At 64.3% G+C, this 22,543-nt stretch carries 16 protein-coding genes; 5 read left to right on the forward strand and 11 right to left on the reverse strand.

What is annotated here, in order from left to right; translation table 11 throughout:
* Window positions 1-133 precede the first annotated feature (133 nt).
* From EN807_RS03860 to EN807_RS03885, 6 genes are all read right to left on the reverse strand, one after another.
* On the reverse strand, window positions 134-1,132 hold the full coding sequence (locus EN807_RS03860) for an ABC transporter ATP-binding protein (protein WP_135933948.1): 999 nt from the start codon (window positions 1,130-1,132) through the stop codon (window positions 134-136).
* Between the two features lie 31 nt (window positions 1,133-1,163).
* A complete protein-coding gene (locus EN807_RS03865; protein ID WP_135933949.1) occupies window positions 1,164-2,225 on the reverse strand; it encodes a Gfo/Idh/MocA family oxidoreductase in 1,062 nt (353 codons plus the stop codon).
* Entirely contained in the window at window positions 2,222-3,061 is an 840-nt protein-coding gene (locus EN807_RS03870) for a carbohydrate ABC transporter permease (RefSeq protein ID WP_135933950.1), read from the reverse strand. Before EN807_RS03870 ends, EN807_RS03865 begins: the two co-directional genes overlap by 4 nt.
* 10 nt (window positions 3,062-3,071) lie before the next feature.
* Window positions 3,072-3,995 (reverse strand): sugar ABC transporter permease, encoded by a 924-nt coding sequence (locus tag EN807_RS03875; RefSeq protein ID WP_135933951.1) that lies wholly within the window; start codon window positions 3,993-3,995, stop codon window positions 3,072-3,074.
* 247 nt (window positions 3,996-4,242) lie between these two features.
* The gene (locus tag EN807_RS03880) at window positions 4,243-5,502 is read right to left on the reverse strand and encodes an ABC transporter substrate-binding protein (protein ID WP_135933952.1); all 1,260 of its coding nucleotides are present in this window, start codon (window positions 5,500-5,502) and stop codon (window positions 4,243-4,245) included.
* Between the two features lie 2 nt (window positions 5,503-5,504).
* Entirely contained in the window at window positions 5,505-6,461 is a 957-nt protein-coding gene (locus EN807_RS03885; RefSeq protein ID WP_135933953.1) for an N-acetylmuramic acid 6-phosphate etherase, read from the reverse strand.
* 200 nt (window positions 6,462-6,661) lie between these two features.
* Here EN807_RS03885 and EN807_RS03890 point away from each other — a divergent pair, with 200 nt between their 5' ends.
* Genes EN807_RS03890 through nagA form a run of 4 tightly spaced genes read left to right on the forward strand, consistent with a single transcriptional unit; the run spans window position 6,662 to window position 10,537 of the window.
* Window positions 6,662-7,543: an N-acetylglucosamine kinase gene (locus EN807_RS03890; protein ID WP_135933954.1), complete on the forward strand. Its 882-nt coding sequence runs from the start codon at window positions 6,662-6,664 to the stop codon at window positions 7,541-7,543.
* Window positions 7,540-8,322 carry a GntR family transcriptional regulator gene (locus EN807_RS03895; protein ID WP_135933955.1) on the forward strand — a complete coding sequence of 261 codons (783 nt, stop codon included), beginning with the start codon at window positions 7,540-7,542 and terminating at the stop codon, window positions 8,320-8,322. The genes EN807_RS03890 and EN807_RS03895 overlap by 4 nt, the downstream gene beginning before the upstream one ends.
* Window positions 8,319-9,365 (forward strand): SIS domain-containing protein, encoded by a 1,047-nt coding sequence (locus EN807_RS03900; RefSeq protein ID WP_135933956.1) that lies wholly within the window; start codon window positions 8,319-8,321, stop codon window positions 9,363-9,365. Before EN807_RS03895 ends, EN807_RS03900 begins: the two co-directional genes overlap by 4 nt.
* A complete protein-coding gene (gene nagA / locus EN807_RS03905; RefSeq protein WP_135933957.1) occupies window positions 9,362-10,537 on the forward strand; it encodes an N-acetylglucosamine-6-phosphate deacetylase in 1,176 nt (391 codons plus the stop codon). Before EN807_RS03900 ends, nagA begins: the two co-directional genes overlap by 4 nt.
* 8 nt (window positions 10,538-10,545) lie before the next feature.
* Here the strand turns inward: nagA and EN807_RS03910 are convergent, their stop codons facing one another.
* The 5 genes from EN807_RS03910 to EN807_RS03930 all read right to left on the reverse strand — a co-directional run bounded on the left by EN807_RS03910 (window position 10,546) and on the right by EN807_RS03930 (window position 20,062).
* The gene (locus tag EN807_RS03910; RefSeq protein ID WP_135933958.1) at window positions 10,546-12,072 is read right to left on the reverse strand and encodes a malonyl-CoA synthase; all 1,527 of its coding nucleotides are present in this window, start codon (window positions 12,070-12,072) and stop codon (window positions 10,546-10,548) included.
* On the reverse strand, window positions 12,069-13,439 hold the full coding sequence (locus EN807_RS03915) for a malonyl-CoA decarboxylase (RefSeq protein WP_135933959.1): 1,371 nt from the start codon (window positions 13,437-13,439) through the stop codon (window positions 12,069-12,071). The genes EN807_RS03910 and EN807_RS03915 overlap by 4 nt, the downstream gene beginning before the upstream one ends.
* Window positions 13,440-13,664: 225 nt before the next feature.
* Window positions 13,665-14,342: a ribulose-phosphate 3-epimerase gene (rpe, locus tag EN807_RS03920; RefSeq protein WP_135933960.1), complete on the reverse strand. Its 678-nt coding sequence runs from the start codon at window positions 14,340-14,342 to the stop codon at window positions 13,665-13,667.
* Window positions 14,343-14,508: 166 nt separating this feature from the next.
* Complete coding sequence (locus tag EN807_RS03925) at window positions 14,509-18,069, reverse strand: hypothetical protein (protein WP_135933961.1); 3,561 nt, start codon at window positions 18,067-18,069, stop codon at window positions 14,509-14,511.
* Between the two features lie 10 nt (window positions 18,070-18,079).
* Window positions 18,080-20,062 (reverse strand): hypothetical protein, encoded by a 1,983-nt coding sequence (locus tag EN807_RS03930; protein WP_135933962.1) that lies wholly within the window; start codon window positions 20,060-20,062, stop codon window positions 18,080-18,082.
* 529 nt (window positions 20,063-20,591) lie between these two features.
* Between EN807_RS03930 and dnaK the strand changes: the two genes are divergently transcribed.
* The gene (gene dnaK, locus EN807_RS03935) at window positions 20,592-22,508 is read left to right on the forward strand and encodes a molecular chaperone DnaK (protein ID WP_127316951.1); all 1,917 of its coding nucleotides are present in this window, start codon (window positions 20,592-20,594) and stop codon (window positions 22,506-22,508) included.
* Window positions 22,509-22,543: the final 35 nt, after the last annotated feature.

The raw sequence follows: 22,543 nt of genomic DNA on the forward strand, positions 1-22,543 counted from the left end.
AACGCGGCGAGAAAACATCGAAGGATTTTAGTCGCTTACGCCTTCAGTGTAGCGATCCTTCCAACACCCCTCATCCGACCGAGCTTCGCTCGGCCACCTTCTCACACAAGGGGAGAAGGGAAGTCGGCACCAGCTACTTCAGCACCTTCCCGTCGGCCGCAAACCGGTAGGTCTTTGCCGGATCCGGCGTCGCATAAAGCGTGGCTCCCGGTTCGGCGTTGTAGACGCCAAAAATGCGCACGGTGATCAGCCCGGCCTTCTCGCAGTCGAGATAGAGGTTGGTGTCGGCGCCGAGATGCTCGGCATGGACGACCGTGCCTTTCCAGGCGCCGGATTTCGCATCGACCGTCAGGTGCTCGGGACGGACGCCGATGGTCTTGGCCGTCTCACCAAGCTTGGCGCCGTCGACGAAATTCATCTTCGGTGAGCCGATGAAGCCGGCGACAAACTCATTCGCCGGCGAATTATAAAGCTCCATCGGTCCGCCGATCTGCTCGATCTTTCCGGCGTTGAGCACGACGATCTTGTCGGCCAGCGTCATCGCCTCGACCTGGTCGTGGGTGACATAGATCATCGTCGCCTTCAGCCGGCGGTGCAATTGGGCAATCTCCAGCCTGGTGTTGACGCGCAGTGCTGCATCGAGGTTCGACAAAGGCTCGTCGAACAGGAAAAGCTTGGGCTCGCGCACCACGGCGCGGCCGATGGCGACGCGCTGGCGCTGGCCGCCTGACAGCTCGGCCGGCCGCCTCGAGAGATAGGGTTCCAGCGACAGCATCGAGGAGGCGATGCCGATGCGGCGGTCGATCTCGGCCGCCGGCGTGCCCGCCTGCTTGAGGCCGAGGCCCATATTGTTCTTCACCGTCAGATGCGGGTAGAGCGCGTAGGTCTGGAACACCATGGCGATGCCGCGTTTGGCCGGCGGGGTTGCGGAGACGTCCGCCCCGTCGATCACCACGCGCCCCGACGTCGAATCCTCCAGCCCGGCGATGACCCTGAGCAGCGTCGATTTTCCGCAGCCGGAGGGGCCGACGAAGACGACGAATTCTCCGTCGGTCACTTCGAGGTTGATGCCCTTCAGCACCTCGACCGGCCCAAAGGCCTTCTTCACATTCTCGATGTTCAGTGAGCCCACGGCTTCGTCCCTGTTCTAGAGTTTGACTGGTCTAGAGTCTGATTGGGGCGCCGCTGCGCACGCTCTCGTCGGCGGCAAGGCAGACGGCGAGCGACTTCACCGCGTCGTCCATATGGCGGGTTAGATCAATATCCTCGCGGATCGCCTTGAGCAGAAAGGCCTGTTCGCGGTCGCAGAGATCCTGATGGCCGGGCTCACCTTCCATCGACAGCATCTCATCCGGCTTGGCGAACTTGCCGTCCGCGCCGGTCTGCGCACTGTGCAGGCGGATGGTCGAGGTCTTGGTGTGGGTGTCGATGTCGTCGGATTTGACGCCCTCCTTCATGACGATCGACACGCAGCCATTGGGCGAGATCACGTCCTTCACGAAGAAGGCGGTTTCCGAGATCATCGGCCCCCAGCCGGCCTCGTACCAGCCGACCGAACCATCGTCGAACAGCACCTGCAGGTGACCGTAATTGTACATTGTGGGCGCTATCTCGTCGGTCAGCCTCAGCCCCATGCCGCGCACCTCGACCGGCCGGGCGTCGGTGATCTGCAGCATGACGTCGAGATAATGCACGCCGCAATCGACGATCGGCGATGTCGTCTGCATCAACTGCTTGTGCGTCTGCCAGCTATGGCCGGAGGATTGCTGGTTGAGATTCATGCGGAACACGTAAGGGCCGCCGAGCTTCCGCGCCTCGGCGATCAACCTGATCCAGGACGGGTGATGGCGCAGGATGTAGCCGATCACCAGTTTTCTGCCGTTGGCCTTGGCCGCGGCGACGACGCGTTTGGCATCCGCGACCGTCGTCGCCAGCGGCTTTTCGACGAAGACATCGCAGCCGGCCTCCAACGCCCTCACCGCATAGTCGGCATGGCTGTCGGAATAGGTGGCGATGCAGGCGACATCGGGCCTTTCGTCGTGCAGCGCCTCGTCGAAGGAACGCCTGATGCCATAGCCTGAAAGCCCGGCCGGCAACGGCACGTCGGAACGGTTGACCAGAGCCGCGATCTCAAAGCCCGGATTGGTGTGATAGGCAAGCGCATGGCTGCGGCCCATATTGCCGAGGCCGCCGACGACGACGCGAAGAGGTTTTTCGGCGCTCACTTGACCGCTCCCGAAGTAATGCCGCGGATCAGTTGCCGCGAGAAGATGACGTAGAGGATCAGCACCGGCATGATCGCCAGCGACAGTGCGGCCAGGATAGCGTTCCAGTTGGTGACGAACTGGCCGAGGAACAGCTGGGCGCCGAGCGTCACCGTCTTGGTCTCCTCCGACGGCGCCAGGATCAGCGGGAACCACAGATCGTTCCAGATCGGGATCATGGTGAAGACCGCGACCGTCGCCATCGATGGCCGGACCAGCGGCAGCACCAGCCGGAAGAAGATGGTGTATTCTGACAGGCCGTCGATGCGCCCGGCATTCTTCAGATCGTCGGACACCTGCCTCATGAATTCCGACAGGATGAAGACGGCCAGCGGCAGGCCTTGCGCCGTATAAACCAGGATCAGCGCCGTCAGCGTGTTGACCAGCCCGCTCGCCACCATCAGCTGCAGGATGGCGACGGTGCCTAGGCGGATCGGGATCATGATGCCGAGCGCCAGGTAAAGCCCCATCAGCGAATTGCCGCGGAAGCGGTATTCCGACAGCGCGAATGCGGTCATCGCGCCGAACAGCAGCACGAAGAACAGCGAAGCGACGGTGACGACAAGGCTGTTCTGGAAATAGTGGATGAAATCGCCCTGCCCGATCACGGTGGTGTAGCCGATGAGGTCGAAGGTTTTCGGGGTCGGCGGCGCCAGCGGTGTACCGAAGATCGCGCCGCGCGACTTGAACGAATTGACGATGACGATGATCACCGGAAACAGCGCGATCACCGTGTAGGTCAACAGCACCGCATGGGCGCCGATGGTGCGGGGCAGGGACCTGGTTGCCGTGCTCATGTCTGGCGCCTCAGAACTGGTAGCGACGCAGGCGCGTCTGGACGAGGAACAGGTAGACGCAGACGCCGCCAAGGATGATCAGGAACATCATCGTGGCGATCGCCGCACCCATATTGGGATCGCCGACCTGCAGCTGGAAACCGAAGAAGGCGCGGTAGAGGAAGGTGCCGAGGATATCGGTCGAATAGTTCGGCCCGGCCAGCGCGCCTTGCGCGGTGTAGATCAGGTCGAAGGCGTTGAAATTGCCGACGAAGGTCAGGATCGAGATGATGCCGATCGACGGCAGGATCAGCGGCAGCTTGATCTTCCAGAACTGAGACATGCCGGTGACGCCGTCGCATTCGGCCGCTTCGATCACCTCCTCGGGGATCGACAGCAATGCCGCATAGATCAGCATCATCGGGATGCCGACGAACTGCCACACCGAGATCAGGCTGAGCGTGGTCAGCGCATATTGCTCCTTGCCCAGCCACGGCGTGAACAGGCTTTTGAGGCCGACAAGATCCATCAGATCCGGCGCCACGCCCCACAACGGCGACAGGATCAGCTTCCAGGCGAAGCCGACGATGACGAAGGAGAGGATCGTCGGCACGAAGATGGCTGTGCGGTAGAAGGCGGAGAATTTCAGCCGCGGGCTGGACAGCAGTGCGGCCAGCAGGACGCCGATCGGATTCTGCACGACCATGTGGATGATGAAGAACCAGACGTTATTCCGCAGTGCGTTCCAAAAATTGATCGACCAGTTGGGATCGCCGAACAGCCTGCGGAAATTTTCGAACCCGACGAAGACCTGAGCCTGGTCGATGTTGCGAAACAGCGAGAGCTGCAGCGTACCGGCCAGCGGCAGGATCATGATCGCCGTATAGACCAGCACCGCCGGCGCCAGGAAGACGACGATATGCCAGCGGAACGGTCGTTTCGGTGCTGCGGCCATGCGTTCGGTCCCCGCCGATCAGGTTCTTGCGATTGCTTTCAACGGCCGCGCTGCCCCTCGCTCTTACCCTCTCCCCGTGAAAGACGGGGAGAGGGGGGCGTCAGCGCCGGAGCTTCTCCCTTCTCCCCGACTCTATACGGAGAGAAGGTGCCGGCAGGCGGATGAGGGCGGCGCCGTCGGTCGCAGTCGATGCTATCAACAAAGCAGAGCCGTCCACTTGCAACGGCACTGCTTCCTACCCGAGCTCTTACTTCGCCGGCTTATACCAGCTGTCGAGGCCGTCCTGCAGCTTCTTGGCGGCAGCTTCCGGCGTGACGGTGCCGTTGATGACGTTGGCCGATTCAACCCACGTCTCGTTCTCGAGGTTCGGCGTGCCGCGCGACAGGATCTGGTAGGTCGAGCGGATCGTCGACTTGCACTTGTCGCGCCAGGAGACGAATTCCTGGGCAAGCGGGTCTTCCATCTTCACCGGGGTGGAGTTCAGGCTGAAGAAGCCCGGCAGCGCGTTGGCGTAGATGGTGGCGAAGTCAGGCGAAGCGACCCAGGACAGGAAGGTCTTGGCCGCATCGGCATTCTTCGAGGCTGCATTGAGGCCCATGCCGATGTCGGTGTGGTCGGAGATGTAGCAGGTGTCGCCGGCCTTCTCGACCGGCGGCGGAAAGGCGCCCATCTTGAACTGCGCCTGCGTGTTGAACAGGCCGATTTCCCACGAGCCGGCCGGGTAGATGGCGGCGCGGCCGAGCGTGAACAGGTTCTGGCTGTCCGGATAGGTTTGCGCCTCGAAGCCGTCGCCAAGATAGGGCTTCCACTTGGCAAGCTCTTCATACGGGGCGACCCACTGCGGGTCGGTCAGCTTCTGTTCGCCCTTGATCAGCGCTGTCCGGCCATCCTCGCCTTTCCAGTAGTTCGGGCCGATGTTCTGGTAGCCCATGGTCGCTGCTTCCCAGAGATCCTTGGTGCCCATCGCCATCGGGATGTAGGTGCCGTCGGCCTTGATCTTGTCGAGCGCGGCGAAGAATTCGTCGCGGGTCTCCGGCACCTTGATGCCGAGCTGGTCGAAGGCGTCCTTGTTGTAGATGAAGCCGTGGATGACCGAGGCCATCGGCACGCAGAACGTCGCCTTGCCGTCGTCGGTCTGCCAAGCTGACTTGGCCACCGGAGAGAAGTTCTCCATGCCAGGCAGCGCCGACAGATCGGCGAGATTGCCCTTCTTGAAGAGTTCCAGCGACTTGTCGAACGGGCGGCAGGTGATGAGGTCGCCCGCCGAGCCGGCGGCGAGCTTGGCGCCGAGTGCGGCGTCATATTCGGTCGGCGCCGACGGCGCGAACACCACCTTGATGCCCGGGTTCTTGGCCTCAAAAGCCGGAATCAGCTTGTCCTTCCAGATGGCAAGGTCGTCGCCGCGCCAGCTTTCGATGTTGAGCGTTGCGTCCTGGGCGTAGGCCATTCCGGCGGAGCCGAGAATGCTGGTGCCGAGAAGAAGTGCCGTCAGTAGTTTCGTTGTCATGCTCAGTCTCCCTGTTGACCTTTTTCAGGTTCGGTTTTGAGAACGGAGGCTTTCTGCCCCATGCTCCCCTCGATCGCGGAAAGCGCCGGGCGCAGCTTCTGGCCGGTTCCTTCCAGTATCTTCTCGGCCGCATCGGCGCTGGCGGCGCCGGCGGCGAGCAGAATGGCAGTCTTGACGCCGCCGCCGCTCTTCTCGAGCAGGCGCGCCGCATCGTCCCTGTCGCGCCCGCTGATGGCGGCGACGATGCGTGCGGCGCGGTCGCGCAGCTTGATGTTGTCGGCCATGAGGTTGACCATGTAGCCGTCATGCACATGGCCAAGATGGATGGCGGCCAGCGTCGACAGCATGTTGAGCGCGATCTTCTGGGCGGTGCCGGCGCCCATGCGCGTCGAGCCGGCGATCAGCTCGGGCGGCGTTTCGAGCAATATGGCGATATGGGCCAGCCGAAGCAGCGGCGCATCCTTGTTGTTGGCAATGGCGATGGTCGCCGCGCCGCGGCGCCTGGCGTCCCCGATCGCCCTGACGGCATAGGGCGTCGAGCCGCTGGCCGAGACCGCGATCAGGCAGTCGCCCTCGCCCAGGCCGGCAGCGGCAACCGCGGCCGAGGCTTCATCGGTGTCGTCCTCCGGCCCGCCGGCCAGTGTCTGGAACGCATCGTCGCCACCGGCGACCAGGATGGCGATACGGTCGCGCTGAATGCCGAAGGTGCCAGGCAGTTCCAGCGCATCGGCCAGCGCCATCAGGCCCGAGCTGCCGGCCGCCGCGTAAGCGAGCTTGCCGCCGCTCTTCAGCCGGCTGGCGATGATTTCGGCCGCTTTGGCGATGGCGGGAACGGCGCCGTGCACCGCCTTGGCGGCCTCGATCTGCGCGTTGGCCAAAGAGGAAAGGATGGCGTCAGGAGCCTGGATGTCCAGCCCCTCGGCATTCTGGTGAAGCGCTTCGGTGCGCGTTTCGGCCATCCGCTTTCCCTCCAATCCAGAAAACAATACCAAAAAAATACCACTTGTCCACATGCATTAGCGATTTCCCTGCCTCGGAACTGGCTTTCTGGCAAATTGCGCAGGTTTTTCAATCAACTACGGCTTAATCTTTTTGAAACGGAAATTAACCCTTGGCTATTGGTATTTTATTGGTATTATCCGCCCGGAGGAGAAATCGTGTGAATCTCGTGCTTGGCATCGATGGTGGCGGCACCAGCTGCAGGGCGGCCCTGGCTACAGTGGACGGCACCGTTGTCGGCCGCGCCAAGAGCGGTGCGGCCAACATTCGTACCGATCTAACCGGCGCCAGGGCCAACATCGTCGAGGCGGCAAAACAGGCCTTTATCGCCGCCGGACAAGACCCCGAAATGATCCCGCAGACCCCGGCCATCCTCGGCCTTGCCGGCGCCAATGTCGGAACCTACAGGCAGCAGCTCGAAGCAATCCTGCCGTTCAGTATCAGCCGTGTCGAGACCGACGCCGAGATCGCCCTGGAAGGCGCGGTCGGCTCCGGTGACGGCGCCATGGCCATCCTCGGCACCGGCACCGCCTATATGGCGCGCAGACAAGGCAAGTCGCGCGCCATCGGCGGCTGGGGATTCCAGGTCGGCGACCAGGGCAGCGGCGCCCGCATCGGCCGCGACCTGCTCGAACAGACACTGCTCGCCTATGACGGCATTCGCCAGGGATCGCCGATGACACAGGCCATACTCGCCATCTTCCGCGACAATCCCGAGGATTTGGTCGAGTTCACCACCAACGCCAAGCCCGGCGATTTCGGCGGCTTCGCGCCCAAGGTCTTCGAGCATGCCGAAAAGGGCGATGTCGTCGCCAACTGGATCCTCGACAAGGCGGTCGCCGATGTCGAGGCCGCACTTGGCGTGCTCGATCTCGGCAGCAACGATCCGCTCTGCTTGCTCGGCGGACTGGCGCCGCTCTATGCACCACGTCTGTCGGCGCGCTACCGGGCGCTGCTGAAGCCGCCGCTCGACGATGCGCTGGGCGGCGCGGTGCAGATGGCGGTTCGTGTATTCTCGAGGACTGCGGAGGCGGCACGATGAGCGAAGCCGCCGACCAGATCTTCGCGACCCTGAAACACTCGGCGCAAAGCGGCGCACCGCTCTATCTGCAGCTCAGGAAGAGCATCGAGGAGGCGGTCAATCGCGGCCTGATCGGACCGGGCGACGCGCTGCCTTCCGAGCGCGACATCGCCAGCAAGGCGGACATTTCGCGCGTCACCGTGCGCAAGGCGGTTCAGGACCTGGTCAAGGGCGGCATACTCGTCCAGCGCCACGGCTCCGGCACCTTCGTCGCGCCGCGCATGGAGCGCGTCGAGCAGTCGCTGTCGCGGCTGACGTCCTTCACCGAGGACATGGCGCGGCGCGGCATGGCTGTCCGTTCGGCCTGGCTCGATCGCGGCCTCTATGCGCCCTCGCCGGACGAGATGATGGTGCTTGGCCTGTCGTCGAACGAGCTGGTGGCACGCGTAGCGCGCCTGCGCATCGCCAACGATACGCCGTTGGCGATCGAACGCGCCGCACTGTCGGCCAGCGTGCTGCCGGACCCGGCAGGAATTGGGTCGTCGCTCTACGCTGCGCTGGAAACAACCGGCAATCGACCGGTTCGGGCGGTGCAGCGCATCTCCGCCGCCAATCTCGGCGACGATGACGCGCGCCTGCTCGAAGTGCCGCAAGGCATTGCCGGGCTGCACATCGAGCGAATTTCCTATCTGGCGAGCGGCAAGGTTATCGAATTCACCCGCTCCATCTACAGAGGTGACGCCTATGATTTCGTCGCCGAACTCCGGCTGAGCGGGCCGGGCGAAGAGGGCCGGCCATGAGCGCGACGAGCAGCCAAAAGGGTGACACCCATATGCGGCGCGAGATCGAGGAGATCCCGGAGGCCACCGCGCGCCTGCTCGACGGCTCGGCAGCGGTGCTGACGGAGGCCGGGCGCGGCATTCGCGAGCGCGATCCGCAGTTCGTCGTCACGGTGGCGCGCGGCTCCTCCGACCATGCCGCCACCTTCATGAAGTATGCGGTGGAGCTGACCGCCGGCCTCGCCGTCGCTTCGGTCGGCCCATCGATCGCCTCGATCTATGGCGCCAAGCTCAAGCTCGGCGGCTCGGCTTGCCTGGCGATCTCGCAGTCGGGCAAGAGTCCGGACATCGTCGCCATGGCGCAAGCCGCGAGAGCCGGCGGTTCGCTGACCGTCGCCATCACCAACACCGCCGATTCGCCGCTGGCGCGGGCCTCCGATTATGCGATCGACATTCTGGCCGGCCCGGAACGCAGCGTCGCGGCGACGAAGACCTTCGTCAATTCGGCCGTCGCCGGCCTCGCTTTGATGGCGCATAGCACCGGCGACGACAAGTTGCTGGCGGCGCTCGCCCGTTTGCCGGAACATTTCCGCAAGGCGATCGCCTGCGACTGGATGGCGCTGGCCAGCGCCCTTGAGACGCCGAAATCGCTGTTCATCCTAGGTCGCGGTCCGTCCGCTGCGATCGCCAATGAAGCGGCGCTTAAGTTCAAGGAAACCTGTGCCATGCACGCCGAGGCCTATAGTGCTGCCGAAGTGATGCATGGCCCGCTGGCACTGGTCGGGCCTGATTTCCCGGTGCTGGCGCTCGCCGCCCGCGATGCTTCCGAGCCGTCGATTGCCGAGGCCGCCGACAGCCTGGCGGCCAAGGGCGCGGCCGTCTTTGTGACCTCGAACAAGGCGAAAAGCGCTCAGCACCTGCCGCATGTCGCCACCGGCCATCCGCTGACCGACCCGCTGGCGCTGATCGTGTCCTTCTATGGCTTCGTCGAGGCCTTTGCCCGCCATCGCGGCCTCGATCCGGACACGCCGCCCAATCTGCGCAAGGTGACGGAAACCATATGAGCGACCGTTTTGCCCTGACTGGGGCGCGGATATTCGACGGCGAGGACTGGCACGACGATGCCGCGCTTGTCGTGCGTGACGGCCTCGTCGAAGCCATCGTTGCCGTCGGCGCCGTTCCATCCGGTGTCGAGCGTATCGAGACCGGCGGCGGCATGCTTGCGCCGGGCTTCGTCGACCTGCAGGTCAATGGCGGCGGCGGGGTCATGCTCAACGACCATCCTGATGTCGCCTCGATCGAAACCATCTGCCGGGCGCACGCGCCGTTCGGTACGACCGCGCTGTTGCCGACGCTGATCACCGACACGCCTGCCATCACCGCAGCGGCGGTTGCCGCCGGAGCCGAGGCCGCACGGCAAAAGGTGCCGGGTTTTTTGGGGCTGCATCTCGAAGGCCCGCATCTGTCGATCGCCCGCAAGGGCGCGCATGACCCGGCGCTGATCCGGCCGATGCTGGATGCCGACCAGGCGATGCTGATTGCGACGCGAAGAACTCTGCCGGTGCTGCTGACCACGATCGCGCCGGAATCCGCCGACACCGTGCGCGTTTCGGCGCTCGCCGAGGCCGGCATCGTCGTCAGCCTCGGCCATTCCGACACCGGCTATGCCAAGGCGCGCGCGTTCGCCGATGCCGGCGCAACAATGGTCACCCATCTGTTCAACGCCATGAGCCAGATCGGCAATCGTGAGCCGGGGTTGGCGGGTGCCGCCATCGATACGGACACATTGTTTGCCGGCATCATCGCCGACGGCATCCATGTCGATCCCGCCACCATGGCCATCGCGCTGCGCGCCAAGCAGGGTCCGGCAAAAATTTTCCTGGTCACCGACGCCATGGCGACGATCGGCACCGATATGACCTCGTTCACTCTGAACGGCCGCACCATCTACCGCAAGGACGGTAGCCTGCGGCTAGCCGACGGGACACTGGCGGGCGCCGATCTCGACATGATCTCCGCGGTGCGCTTCGTCCACCGCGTCGTCGGACTGGACCTGTCGGAGGCGCTGCGCACGGCTTCGCTCTATCCGGCGCAGGCGATCGGCCAGTCGCACCGGCTCGGGCGTTTTGCCAACGGCACCGCCGCCGATATCGTTGCGCTGTCGGACGAATTGGACGTCAAGGGCGTCTGGATAGAAGGCGACAGGGTTTTCGGGGTCGGCGCCAACTGGGTGTAACCTTAACGTCAGCCGGCTTTGGCCGGAGCGTAGAGGTCCTTGTAGGTTTCGCGCAGCAGGTTCTTCTGCACCTTGCCCATCGTGTTGCGCGGCAGTTCGTCGACGAAGATCACCTGCTTCGGGTGCTTGAATTTCGCCAGCCGCCCGGCGATGGCGCCGACGATCTCGGCAGCGGTGATGGTCGAGGCCGGCGTCCGCACCACGATCGCGGTGACGCCTTCGCCGAAATCCGGATGGGCAACGCCGATGACAGCGCTTTCGGCGACGCCGGGCAGCGCGTCGATTTCGCTCTCGACCTCCTTCGGATAGATGTTGTAGCCGCCGGAAATGATCAGATCCTTGCCGCGCCCGACGATGTGGACATAGCCGTCGGCGTCGATCAGGCCGAGATCCCCGGTGATGAAGAAACTGTCTTCGCGGAATTCCGCCTTGGTCTTTTCCGGCATGCGCCAATAGCCGCCGAAGACATTGGGGCCCTGCACCTCGATCATGCCGACCTCGCCCTGGGCAAGTGTTTCGCCGCTCTCGGGGTCGGCGATGCGCAGCGCGACGCCGGGTAAGGGGAAGCCGACCGTGCCGGCGCGCCGCTCGCCATCATAGGGGTTCGACGTGTTCATGTTGGTCTCGGTCATGCCGTAGCGCTCGATGATCGAATGGCCGGTGCGCTCGCGCCAGGCCTTGTGCGTCTCGGCCAGCAGCGGCGCCGATCCGGAAACGAACAGGCGGATGTTTTTCGCCGCTTGCCGATTCAAGCCGTCCTGCTGCAACAGGCGCACATAAAAGGTCGGCACGCCCATCAGCGCCGTGGCCCGCGGCAGCAGCGAGACGATGCGGGCCGGGTCGAACCTGGTTTCGAACAGCATCGAAGCGCCGGCCATCAGAATGACGTTGGTGGCGACGAACAGGCCATGCGTGTGGAAGATCGGCAGCGCGTGGATCAAGACGTCTGTGGCGGTGAAGCGCCACTGGTCGACCAGAACCCGCGCATTCGAGGCGAGGTTCTCATGGCTGAGCATGGCGCCTTTCGAGCGGCCGGTGGTCCCCGACGTGTACAGGATCGCCGCAAGATCGTCCGGCCCGCGCACCACGTCGCGGAAATCCGAAGACCGCCGCGAGGCCTGATCCAGCAACGAGCCTTCGCCATTGCCGCCGAGCGTGACTGCGACAGCGCCCGATCTCTCCGCCAAGGTCCCGATATCGGCTGCCCGTGCCGGATCGCAGACGACCAGCCGCGGCTCGGCATCGCCGAAGAAGTATTCGAGCTCGGTCAGCGTGTAGGCGGGGTTGAGCGGTAGGAAGACCGCACCGGCACGCAGGCAGGCGAGATAGAGCAGGAGCGCCTCGGGGCTCTTCTCGACCTGGACGGCGACGCGGTCGCCGGGTTCGATGCCCAATTGCAGAAGCGCATGTGCCAGTTGCGCGGACTGCGCCAGCATATCGCCATAGGTGATCGAGCGCCCGTCATCCGTCTCCATCAACAGACGCTCGGGTTCCGGCATGCGGGCGCGGAAAGCGTCGAACAAATGGTTGCTCACGCATCCCTCCGAGGCTGGGCAAGCGCCGGAAGCGGCGGTGCGGCCGGTCTCGCCGGTTTCGGCATCAGGCGGCGCACAGCGGGCGCGGCCGCCACATCGTTCCTGGCGGCGAACAGCTCGTGGTTCTTCTCGATATCGTCGAGCTTGTAGCGATAATTGACCATCAGGCCATGCGCCTGACGTAATGCGCGGGGCGACAGGTCGCCGAAAAGGTCGATGCGCTCCAGCCGCGCGCCATTGCCGAGATGGAACCGGGCGACCGGATCGATCACCTTGCCGGAGGCGGTGCGCGCTTCGAGGAAATACTGTGCCGCAAGAGGAAGCAGGGTCTGGCCCACGCGGTCGCGCACGGCAGCATCCGCGTGCCAACCCTGGTTGGCGACGAGGTCCAGCACTTCGGCGGCGGAGGGGATGGTTTCGGCCTGCTCGGCCAGCCAGCGGGCAAAGCCCGGCACCGGGGACAGTGTGACGAAATCGGTCAGGCCGGGAAGGTCGCGGCGCAGGTCCTCGACCACCTGCTTGATCAGGAAGTTGCCGAACGAGATGCCGCGCAAGCCCTCCTGGCAGTTGGAGATGGAATAGAACACTGCCGTCGTGGCCTGCCGTGGCTGCACAAGCGGCCGCTCGTCGGCAAGCAGCTCGGCGATTGTCGTCGGCATCGCCCGGGTGAGCGCGACCTCGACGAAGATCAGCGGCTCGTCACCGAGCTGCGGATGAAAGAACGCATAGCAGAGCCGGTCGTCGGGTTCGATCCGGCGGCGCAGATCGTCCCAGGTGTGGATGGCGTGCACCGCCTCGTAGCGGATGATTTTTTCCAGAATGTTGGCTGGCGTCGACCAGTCGATCCGCCGCAGCACCAGGAAGCCGCGGTTGAACCATGACGACAGGAGGTGCGTGAAGTCGGCATCGACGATGGCGAGATCGGGCGATGTGGGCAGCCGGGCAAGCAGATCCTGGCGCATGCGCACCAGCGTCTCGATGCCGCCGGGCGCCAGGTTCAGGCGGCGCAGAAGCTCCTGTCTTGCCGGTTCGGCGGCATCGTGCAGGGTAAGTGCCGAGCGATCGTCGGGCGCGGCGCGATAGGCATCCACCGCGGCGGCAAGCTTGGCATGATCGGTGCCGAAACGATCGCGCAGCACATGCAGGAAAGCCAGCCTTCCGTCGGCGCCGAGGGTGCGCCAGCGCTCAAGAATTTCCCGGGCATAGGCGACGCCCGATGCCTCGCCCTGGCTGGAAAGCAGACGGGCGCACAGACGCCCCAGGCTGTCGGCCGAGACCGGCTCGTCACCGCGAACGAGGTTCAGCATCATCCGGCCGCGATCGGCGATGGTGTTCAGCAGGTCAGCGAAGAAAGGGCTGCGGTTCATCGATCCGACCGTCGAAGAGGAGCCCTGCGGGAACGTCCGAAGAGGCATGAGGGTGAGACAGAGAATATGGATGTAGTTTCTGTTATGCCAATAAAATTGCCAAAAATGGACAAAGACATTTTTGGCTGGGGGACCGTATGTCACGAGCACAAGCGCACCGGCGTCGGCCAACGAATTCCTGACCGGCTGACGAGACGGCGCGTTCTGGTAACCACGCCGGCAGCGTCAGCCGGCCGCCCGGTCGGCCGCTGTCCTGATCGCCTCGATGTTCCCCCGATAGGCTTCAACGCTGCCGCCCTTGAAGATGGCTGCACCGGCGACCAGCACGCTGGCGCCGGCGGCGGTGACCAAAGGTGCCGTTTGCGGCGAGATGCCGCCGTCGATCTCGATCCGGATCGGCCGATTGCCGATCAGCGCCTTCACCCGCTTCACCTTGTCGACGACCCCCGGAATAAAGGCTTGGCCGCCAAAACCCGGATTGACGGTCATGATCAGGATCAGATCGAGCCGGTCGAGCACATATTCGACCGCCGATTCCGGCGTCGCCGGATTGAGCGACACGCCGGCCTTCTTGCCGAGGTTCCTGATCGTCTGCAGCGAACGGTCGAGATGCGGCCCGGCCTCGGCATGCACTGTAATGCCGTCGCAGCCGGCTTCGGCGAAAGCCCCCAGATAGGGGTCGGCCGGCGCGATCATCAGATGGCAGTCGAAGAAGGCCTTGGTGCGGTTGCGGATCGCCTTGATCACCGGTGGGCCGAAAGTGATGTTGGGCACGAAATGCCCGTCCATGACGTCGAGATGGATCCAGTCGGCGCCGGCCGCCGCCACCGCCTCGACCTCGTCGCCGAGCTTCGAAAAATCCGACGCAAGCACCGATGGCGCGATCAGGGTTTTTTTGCTCATGATCCGGCCTTTCCAGGCGCCCGTGGTTGCGGGCGCATCGTCTGGGTCGACTGCTAGACCATGATCCCGAAAAGGGGAAGCCGGTTTGTTCCTGGCGCGATGGCGTCAGATGTCGGCGCCAAGGCCCCGCCGGATTGCGCCGGCGGGGCCTTGTGGGTGCGAATGGTTAGTTCAATATGCTGTTGCGCGCCGGATTCTGCTGTCGTGGAATCCGTTGCTTTTGCCTCGGCACAAGCTGTTGCAGGATGTCCGGGTTCAAGAGGTTCGGATTGATCTCCAACCCCGGCCTTCTGCGGATCGGGGTGCATTCCGGAAACTGGCCGACCGTCCCGACCGGGCAGCGCCGGTTGATGATCGGTTGGCACCGGCCGTTGATCAGCCGTGAGCCAGGCGCACACTCCACCTGCGGCCGGCGGCATGCGCCTCTGATCACCTCGGTCCCGCGCGGGCAGACACAAGCGCCGCGCTTGTTGTGGACCTGGCCCCGGATGGTGCACTGTTCAACGGTCGGCTTCTTGACGATCGGCACGCAGGCCCTGCCCTGCAGTTCCGTCCGTCTCGGGCAGACGCAGTCGCCGTTCTTGGTGCGGATCTGACCGGGCAGCAGCTTGCACAGGCGTGCCGGCGGCTCGTCGGTCGACACGCACCTGCGGTTCTCCAGCTTGGTTCCGCGCGGGCAGACACAACGCCCGTCGGAGGTCCGGATCTGGCCCTTGAGCAGCAGGCAGCGCTCGTTCGGCTTCGGTATGATGACCGTGCCGTCACCCGACGAGCACTCGCCGTTGCGGAAAGTGGTGCCTTCCGGGCAGACGCACCGGCCGGCGTCGTTCATGACGAGGCCAGCCGAGCACTCCTTCTTCACCTCACGCTTGATGGTGAAGGGATGGCAGGCATAGGCCTTGCGATCGCCCTGCACATTGGCCGGGTCGCGGGAGAGCACTTCGCCCGCACCTCGCACCGGCGTGTCGGGGGACAACACGCCGACGCAGTTCTGGCCGCTGACGGTGCCCTGCAGATTGGCCAGGCGGCCGTCGTCGGGAATGATTACGGTCACACGGTGAACGTGGCTTTCCCCGGCGCCGAGCGTCAAATTGGCGATGCAGGACGCAGGCAAGGTCGCCGGTTCCGGATCGCAGCCGAAGGGCGGGTCGATCGATGTGATGGCAATGCGTTCCAGCCGGCCGAGGCCTTCGACGCCGATCGCATCACCGATGCGAACCGGACCGGAGAAGGCGTTTTGCCCATCGTTCGCGATGGTGATCTCGAACGAGCAGGGCCGGCCGATCCGGCACTCGGCATCACCGGTCTTCTCGACACGGATGGTCGAGACGCCGCCACCCTTGGCGCAGGCCCTGCCGATCGGATAGATGATGTCGTCTCCCGGCGCCGGGCCGTAGAAGCCGCGTGCGCAGTTCTCGAACGCGCCGTTGCCGGCAACCGTCACATCGAAGTGGCGGCTGGTTCCGGGCGACATGACGGCGCCAGGAATCTGGCACGACAGCGTATTGGCCGGAATCGGTCCGCACGCCCATTGCGCGCCGTCAGGGATGACGGTCTGGATCTGCACGGGCGCTCCGCCGGCGACCAGCGTCGCGGCATCGTTGACCCGCACCGGGCCGGTGGGGGGAGCGGTGCCGCTGCTGATGACGGTGATGCGGCATGTGACGGCCGCAGCACCGGCCAGCGCTCCGCCGCACACCTTGGTGATGCGCATGGCCGGCTTGCCGCCAGCGGGATGACGGATGCGTTGCTTGGCGCAGGCCCGGTTGTTGGTGAGGTCGCTCTCACCGGGGATGGCCTTAACCTCAGCGCAGTTCTCGACGGTGTCCGGACGGTAACCGGCCGGCATCGCCGCCTTGACGAAGATCGGCGTCGACGCGCCCGGCGGGAGCACGGTGCCGACATTGTCGCAACGGAACTGGCCGGGGCCGTTCGGTCCGCATGTCCAAGGCGGGGTAGGGCCGAAGCTCGATGATGCCGGCGCGCCGCCCAAATAGGTGTCGGTGACCGTCAGCGGCCCGTCATAGAGCACGCTGCTGTTGTTGATGATGTCGATCACGAAGGTGCAGACACCATCGGCCGTGCAGACCGGGGTGCGGGCACGCTTCTTCAGGATCAGATCGACCTTCTTTTCCACCGGTGGCCGGCAGTCGCGGTCACTGTCGCCACGCCGGCAGATCGGGATCGAGGCGCAGCCGCGGTCGTTTTGCTGGCTGCCGAACAGCGGCTTGCCGCTGGCCCCATAATTGTAGGCGGCACAGTTGCGCAAGACGCGGCCTTGCCAACCTGAGGCCGGCTTGAAGCCGAGCTTGAGGTCGACGGAGGCACCCGGGTTGAGCGTGGTCGCTGGATGGGTGCAGGTCATCGGGGTGGCCGCCGGCGCACAGGCCCAGGGCGCATTCGGTCCTGAATCGAGCGTGGAGCCGGCCGGCAAGATTACTTCGTCGAGAACGATCTTGCCGTGATACGGCCCGGCGCCGACATTGGTGATCCTGATGGTGAAGCCGCAGCCGCCACCGATCGTACAACGCGGGACATCGGCGCGTTTTTCGACTTTCAGATCCGGTTCCTTGTCCTTGGGCGGGCACCTCTTGTCACGTGGAATGACGATTTCGATCGTCTGCGTGCAGCACAGGCCCCAGCCCTCCTCCGGGCCGGCGTAGGTTTCGATGCCGGTGACGACGAGGTGGATGACGTCGCCGGGTGAGGCACCGACGATCTTCCAGTCGAGCACACCGCCGCCCGCCGGCACCAATTGCGTGTCGGGGATGATGGTGATCCCGGGTGTCGTCGTCCAAAGCTGCACCCATTTGCCACCCATCTCGGCGCCGACCGGCATGTGATAGATGAGGGCGCCGCCGCCGGGTACGCAATCGACCGTGCCTCGTTCCACCTTGAAGCAATCCTTGCCGGGAGGTGGTGGCGGCGGGTTGCATTTGGTCAAGTCGATCTTGATCGAGGTTTTTTCGCCGGTGAGGAAATTGCCGTCGTCCGGCTTGGCCGGGTCCTGCGACGGGATGATGGACCCGGTGCCGGGTCCGACAGTCATCTCGATCACGCCCTGATTGTCGGTGGTCGCCGGCGAGGCAAACGCCGCATGGTCGATCCTGGCGGTGATCTGTAAGGTAATGATGCGCTCGTTGGGGGCGCCGACGCCGTCGAGATCGGAGGCGGAGATCCGGAAATCGGAAACGTCAGCCGTATCGTTCGGGTTTGCCGACGTGCTGATCGAGGCACCGGGCAGCGGTCCGCCCGACGCATCCGTGCCGTCGCCGGACACATGCACACCGACGATCCGCAGGCCATGCGGAAGCTGGTCCTTGAAGTCGATCCTGGCCTTTTCCAGAGCGGCCGCGAGGCCTGGGTTGGCAAAAGCTTGCGGCTTGCCGCGCAGGCCGAAGCTCAGGGAATATACGACATAGTCGCAGCCTCGTTGTCTGCCTTTCTTGGTGAAGAAAGGCACGACCTGGCCGGGCCGCGGATTGACGATACGCGGATTGTCGAGGTCGAGCCCGAAATCCGGACTGGCGGTTTCGAGCGGACCGGGACGGGCGGGCTTGTCGATGTCGGTCTGGCTGGTCTGGACCGGAACCACGTCCTGGGCGAAGCCTTGCGCCGGGGCCAGCATGGCGACCGCGATCCCCGCTGCCATCAGCCAGCGCGCACCGCGCCTGGCGAGTGACGGCGGTTTCATGATCGTCGCAAGCGGGGAAATTGAAATGCTCATCTCCCCCTCCTCAACGTTCGCAGCTGACGGCTGGGGTTCTGAGCGGCACGGTCATCTTGCAGCAAGGGAAGTAGCCGCCCTTATCGCGGTCTGACTGCCTGTAGAAGCAGAGCCCGACGTCGACCGTGTCGCCAGGATAATGGCCGGTGATGCCGATCGTGTAGGGCGTGCCGGGAGCGTGCGATTGGGGTGAAATCACCCCGACGTGTGATGTCCTGGACAAAGCCTTGATCGAATCGCCGCCAAAGCCGGCAGGGTCGCGGAGATGGAGCTCGGCCTCGAGGCCGGAGGGCGTGCAGAAGTACCTGACATCCTCGACGTCGAGGCAAGGAGGCACGCCACCGGGGGGCGGAAAGTCGGGCGGATAGAAAGGCGATAGGTAACCGCCGCCCGGTATCCGCTCGTAATAGCCGGCACGGCCCTCGCACGGGTGCCAGACCTCGACGTCGCCGACATGAGCTTCAACCTCGGGGTCTTCGAAATAGCCGTCGAAGTCGACGAACCATGAGCCGAAGGGCGGGACGTTGGCCGGCCTGACCAGCGCCGTCGGCGTGATCTGCACGCCGTGCACGGCGAGCGGCCCGCCGCCGGCAAGCTGTTCGGCAAGTGCCGGGTTATCACGCAATTTGTCGCCGGTCTTGACCAGTATCTCAGTGCAGACTGAAGTGTCGAGATTGCCGTCAGCGTCATAGCCATATTGCAGGTCGAGGCCGCCGGCCGACTGCTGATTGTCCTTGGGGAAGCCGACCGCATAGTCCTGCGGAATTTTCACCCAGATTGATTCCGTCGCCGGATCGTCCGGGTTTTCGCGCCAATAGCGGATGACCTCCCCTTCGCCGGAATCGGCGAACCGCCTGTAGTCGTAGCGGTTTTCCACCGGGCCGCGCTTGGCCAGGTACATCAAGCCGCTGATATCGAAAGCGATGTCGGTGACGACGTGGTCCTTGTCGGCCTTGACCGTCAGTTCCCAGCGCGGGTCGCCGGCAAAGCTGCCGTCGCGGGCGATACCCACCGACCAGATCTCGGCCTTTTCACCAACCGAATAATAGAGCCGGGCGCCATGATAGGCGACGGACCAGACGCGGCGCTCATCCTGCGTATAGCCCCAGCTGTCGGGGTCTTCGCTGTCGAAGGCAGCGCCCTCGATGTCCATTGCCGAGCCGTCGTCGGCAAGCGGGGCTAGCCCGTGCGCCGGGCGCCCGGCAACGCCGTGGTCGAACGTGTCGACCAGGGTTCCGTTGGCATCGATGCGATGGATGAGACCGGTGTCGAGGTCGCTGGTGAAGAACTGGCGGTGGATATTGTCGAAGGTGACGTCGCCAATGCCGGGACCGCTGTTGGTGTCGATGTCGGCGAATTTGCTCACTTGGCCGGTAATGCCGTCGATCTTCCAGATCGTGCCCGGTCCGCCGCCGTTCTCAGTGCCGAACTGGCCGTCCATGAAGGTGGCGCCGGCAGCACCGCGACGCTGCCGCTCTGGGCGCCCGTCCGCATCTTCGTCTGACGTGACGATGCGGATGCCGTGCAGCGAGGTGGCGCCGGCATAGAGATTCGGATTGCCTGAGGGAGCGCCGTCGCGGACACCGTCGTCATAGGTGATGGCGAACACCTGGCCGATCTGCCCGGCCGTCACTTCGAAGGGCGGCGGCGTGAAGACGAGCTGGCCGGAAGCCGGCCCGCCCAGTCTTGAAACGTCGAAAACGCGCAAGGTTGCACGCATCGTGTCGATGAAGATTTCGTCGACCGGGTCGACGCCCGGCGGCAGGCCTTCTTCGAAATTGGGATCCTGTTCGAAATTGGGAATGACGGTGCCGGAAAATCCGGTCACCGCCATCGAGCCTGGATGGATGATCCGCGTTTCCTGCGCCTGGACGGCACCGCCAAGCCACAGGGTGGTAGCGAGCGCCAGCGCCAGAAAGCCGCTGGCTAGTTGCATCGCACGGCGCAAAAGGCCGGCACGAGTGCGCACGAACGCGCTTTGGTCGCCAGACATGGAGTTCCCCCCGCGGGCTACGGGAGTAACATCCGGAATCTCCGCGCAAATCAGGGCAAGGCGCGGCGTTCCGGCACGTTTTTCCCTGATCGAATTGTCTGCTTTCCTCATAATCACGATACGTCGGCTCTTATGTTGGGTCAACGGAATCAGCGGAAAGCCAGGCGTATCGACCCCGTCGTGAAAGCGGTGGTCGCGCCGAGTTCCCGGAGACCGCGAAGGCTCTCGATATCCAGTCATAGGGCTTTCCCTTCCAGGGCCGCACCATGCGGCGCACCTTGGTGTCAGTCGCGAACGGATGCGGAAAGGTTCATGGGAGCCATGGCCGGAGAACCCCGGCCGGCCCAAGAAAAGGATGTTGGATGCCTTGCGCAGAATGCTTGCGCGCCGCGCAGCCTGTTCTTATATACGCGCCAAGCCGTTCGGCGCCGGAATGCCGGTTGCCGAAGCGGAATTTCTTGTGAACAGGGGCTTTCGTCGGAACGCCTGTACGGGTCCTGAGAGCCTGCTTAGCGGAGAGATTAGAAAAATGGCAAAAGTAATCGGTATCGATCTGGGGACCACCAACTCCTGCGTCGCCATCATGGACGGCAAGGAATCGAAGGTCATCGAGAATGCGGAAGGCGCGCGCACGACCCCTTCCATCGTCGCCATCAACAGCGACGGCGAGCGCCTCGTCGGCCAGCCGGCCAAGCGCCAGGCGGTCACCAATCCCGAAAACACCATCTTCGCGGTCAAGCGCCTGATCGGCCGCCGCTATGACGATCCGGTGACGGAAAAGGACAAGAAGCTTGTCCCCTACAAGATCGTCAAGGGCGACAATGGCGATGCCTGGGTCGAGGCCGGTGGCAAGAAGCAGTCGCCCAGCCAGATCTCGGCAATGATCCTGCAGAAGATGAAGGAGACGGCGGAAGCCTATCTCGGCGAGAAGGTCGAGAAGGCGGTCATCACCGTTCCGGCCTATTTCAACGACGCCCAGCGCCAGGCCACCAAGGATGCCGGCAAGATCGCCGGCCTGGAAGTGCTGCGCATCATCAACGAGCCGACCGCGGCCGCACTTGCCTACGGCCTCGACAAGAAGGAAGGCAAGACTATTGCCGTCTATGACCTTGGCGGCGGCACGTTCGACATTTCGGTGCTCGAAATCGGCGACGGCGTCTTCGAGGTGAAGTCGACCAATGGCGACACCTTCCTCGGCGGCGAGGATTTCGACATGCGTCTGGTCGAATATCTGGCGGCCGAGTTCAAGAAGGAACAGGGCATCGACCTGCGCAGCGACAAGCTCGCCCTTCAGCGCCTCAAGGAAGCGGCCGAAAAGGCCAAGATCGAGCTGTCGTCGACGACGCAGACCGAGATCAACCTGCCCTTCATCACTGCCGATGCCACCGGTCCCAAGCACCTGACGCTGAAGCTGACGCGGGCGAAGTTCGAGAGCCTGGTCGAGGATCTCGTCCAGCGCACGATCGATCCCTGCAAGGCGGCACTCAAGGATGCCGGCCTCAAGGCCGGCGAAATCGACGAGGTCGTCCTGGTCGGCGGCATGACCCGCATGCCCAAGATCCAGGAGATCGTGAAGCAGTTCTTCGGCAAGGAGCCGCACAAGGGCGTCAATCCGGATGAGGTCGTCGCATTGGGCGCCGCCATCCAGGCCGGCGTGCTGCAGGGCGACGTCAAGGACGTGCTGCTGCTCGACGTGACGCCGCTGTCGCTTGGCATCGAGACGCTGGGTGGCGTGTTCACGCGGCTGATCGAACGCAACACGACGATCCCGACGAAGAAGAGCCAGGTGTTCTCGACGGCCGAGGATTCACAGTCGGCCGTGACCATCCGCGTCTTCCAAGGCGAGCGTGAAATGGCCGCCGACAACAAGGCGCTCGGCCAGTTCGACCTGGTCGGCATTCCGCCGGCGCCGCGTGGCGTGCCGCAGATCGAGGTCACGTTCGACATCGACGCCAACGGCATCGTCAACGTCTCGGCCAAGGACAAGGGCACCGGCAAAGAGCACCAGATCCGCATCCAGGCGTCTGGCGGCCTTTCGGACGCCGACATCGAGAAGATGGTGAAGGACGCCGAAGCCAATGCCGAGGCCGATAAGAAGCGGCGCGCACTGGTCGAGGCCCGCAACCAGGCCGAGGCGCTGGTGCATTCCTCGGAGAAGTCGCTGAAGGAGTATGGCGAGAAGGTTTCCGAGGCCGACCGCACGGCGATCGCCGATGCGATCGCGGCGCTGAAGACCGCTGCCGAAGGCGACGACGCGGCCGAGATCGAAGCCAAGACCCAGGCGCTCGCCGAAACCTCGATGAAGCTCGGCCAAGCCATGTACGAAGCTTCGCAGAAGGAAGCCGCGGAGGCTGACGCCAAGGCGGATGCCGCCAAGGACAGCGACGTGGTGGATGCCGATTTCGAGGAAATCAACGAGGACGACGACAAGAAGAAGTCGGCCTGAGCGGCCTGACGACAGATTATCGCAGAAAGCCCGGC

This window comes from Mesorhizobium sp. M5C.F.Ca.ET.164.01.1.1 (assembly GCF_004792125.1).
GTDB classification, from domain to species: domain Bacteria; phylum Pseudomonadota; class Alphaproteobacteria; order Rhizobiales; family Rhizobiaceae; genus Mesorhizobium; species Mesorhizobium wenxiniae.

Bases quoted from the DNA above. Each gene is read 5' to 3' on its own strand.
- EN807_RS03870 (WP_135933950.1), bottom strand. From the start codon at position 3,061: ATGAGCACGGCAACCAGGTCCCTGCCCCGCACCATCGGCGCCCATGCG.
- EN807_RS03875 (WP_135933951.1), bottom strand. From the start codon at position 3,995: ATGGCCGCAGCACCGAAACGACCGTTCCGCTGGCATATCGTCGTCTTC.
- EN807_RS03880 (WP_135933952.1), bottom strand. From the start codon at position 5,502: ATGACAACGAAACTACTGACGGCACTTCTTCTCGGCACCAGCATTCTC.
- EN807_RS03885 (WP_135933953.1), bottom strand. From the start codon at position 6,461: ATGGCCGAAACGCGCACCGAAGCGCTTCACCAGAATGCCGAGGGGCTG.
- EN807_RS03895 (WP_135933955.1), top strand. From the start codon at position 7,540: ATGAGCGAAGCCGCCGACCAGATCTTCGCGACCCTGAAACACTCGGCG.
- EN807_RS03900 (WP_135933956.1), top strand. From the start codon at position 8,319: ATGAGCGCGACGAGCAGCCAAAAGGGTGACACCCATATGCGGCGCGAG.
- nagA (WP_135933957.1), top strand. From the start codon at position 9,362: ATGAGCGACCGTTTTGCCCTGACTGGGGCGCGGATATTCGACGGCGAG.
- EN807_RS03915 (WP_135933959.1), bottom strand. From the start codon at position 13,439: ATGAACCGCAGCCCTTTCTTCGCTGACCTGCTGAACACCATCGCCGAT.
- rpe (WP_135933960.1), bottom strand. From the start codon at position 14,342: ATGAGCAAAAAAACCCTGATCGCGCCATCGGTGCTTGCGTCGGATTTT.
- EN807_RS03925 (WP_135933961.1), bottom strand. From the start codon at position 18,069: ATGAGCATTTCAATTTCCCCGCTTGCGACGATCATGAAACCGCCGTCA.
- EN807_RS03930 (WP_135933962.1), bottom strand. From the start codon at position 20,062: ATGTCTGGCGACCAAAGCGCGTTCGTGCGCACTCGTGCCGGCCTTTTG.
- dnaK (WP_127316951.1), top strand. From the start codon at position 20,592: ATGGCAAAAGTAATCGGTATCGATCTGGGGACCACCAACTCCTGCGTC.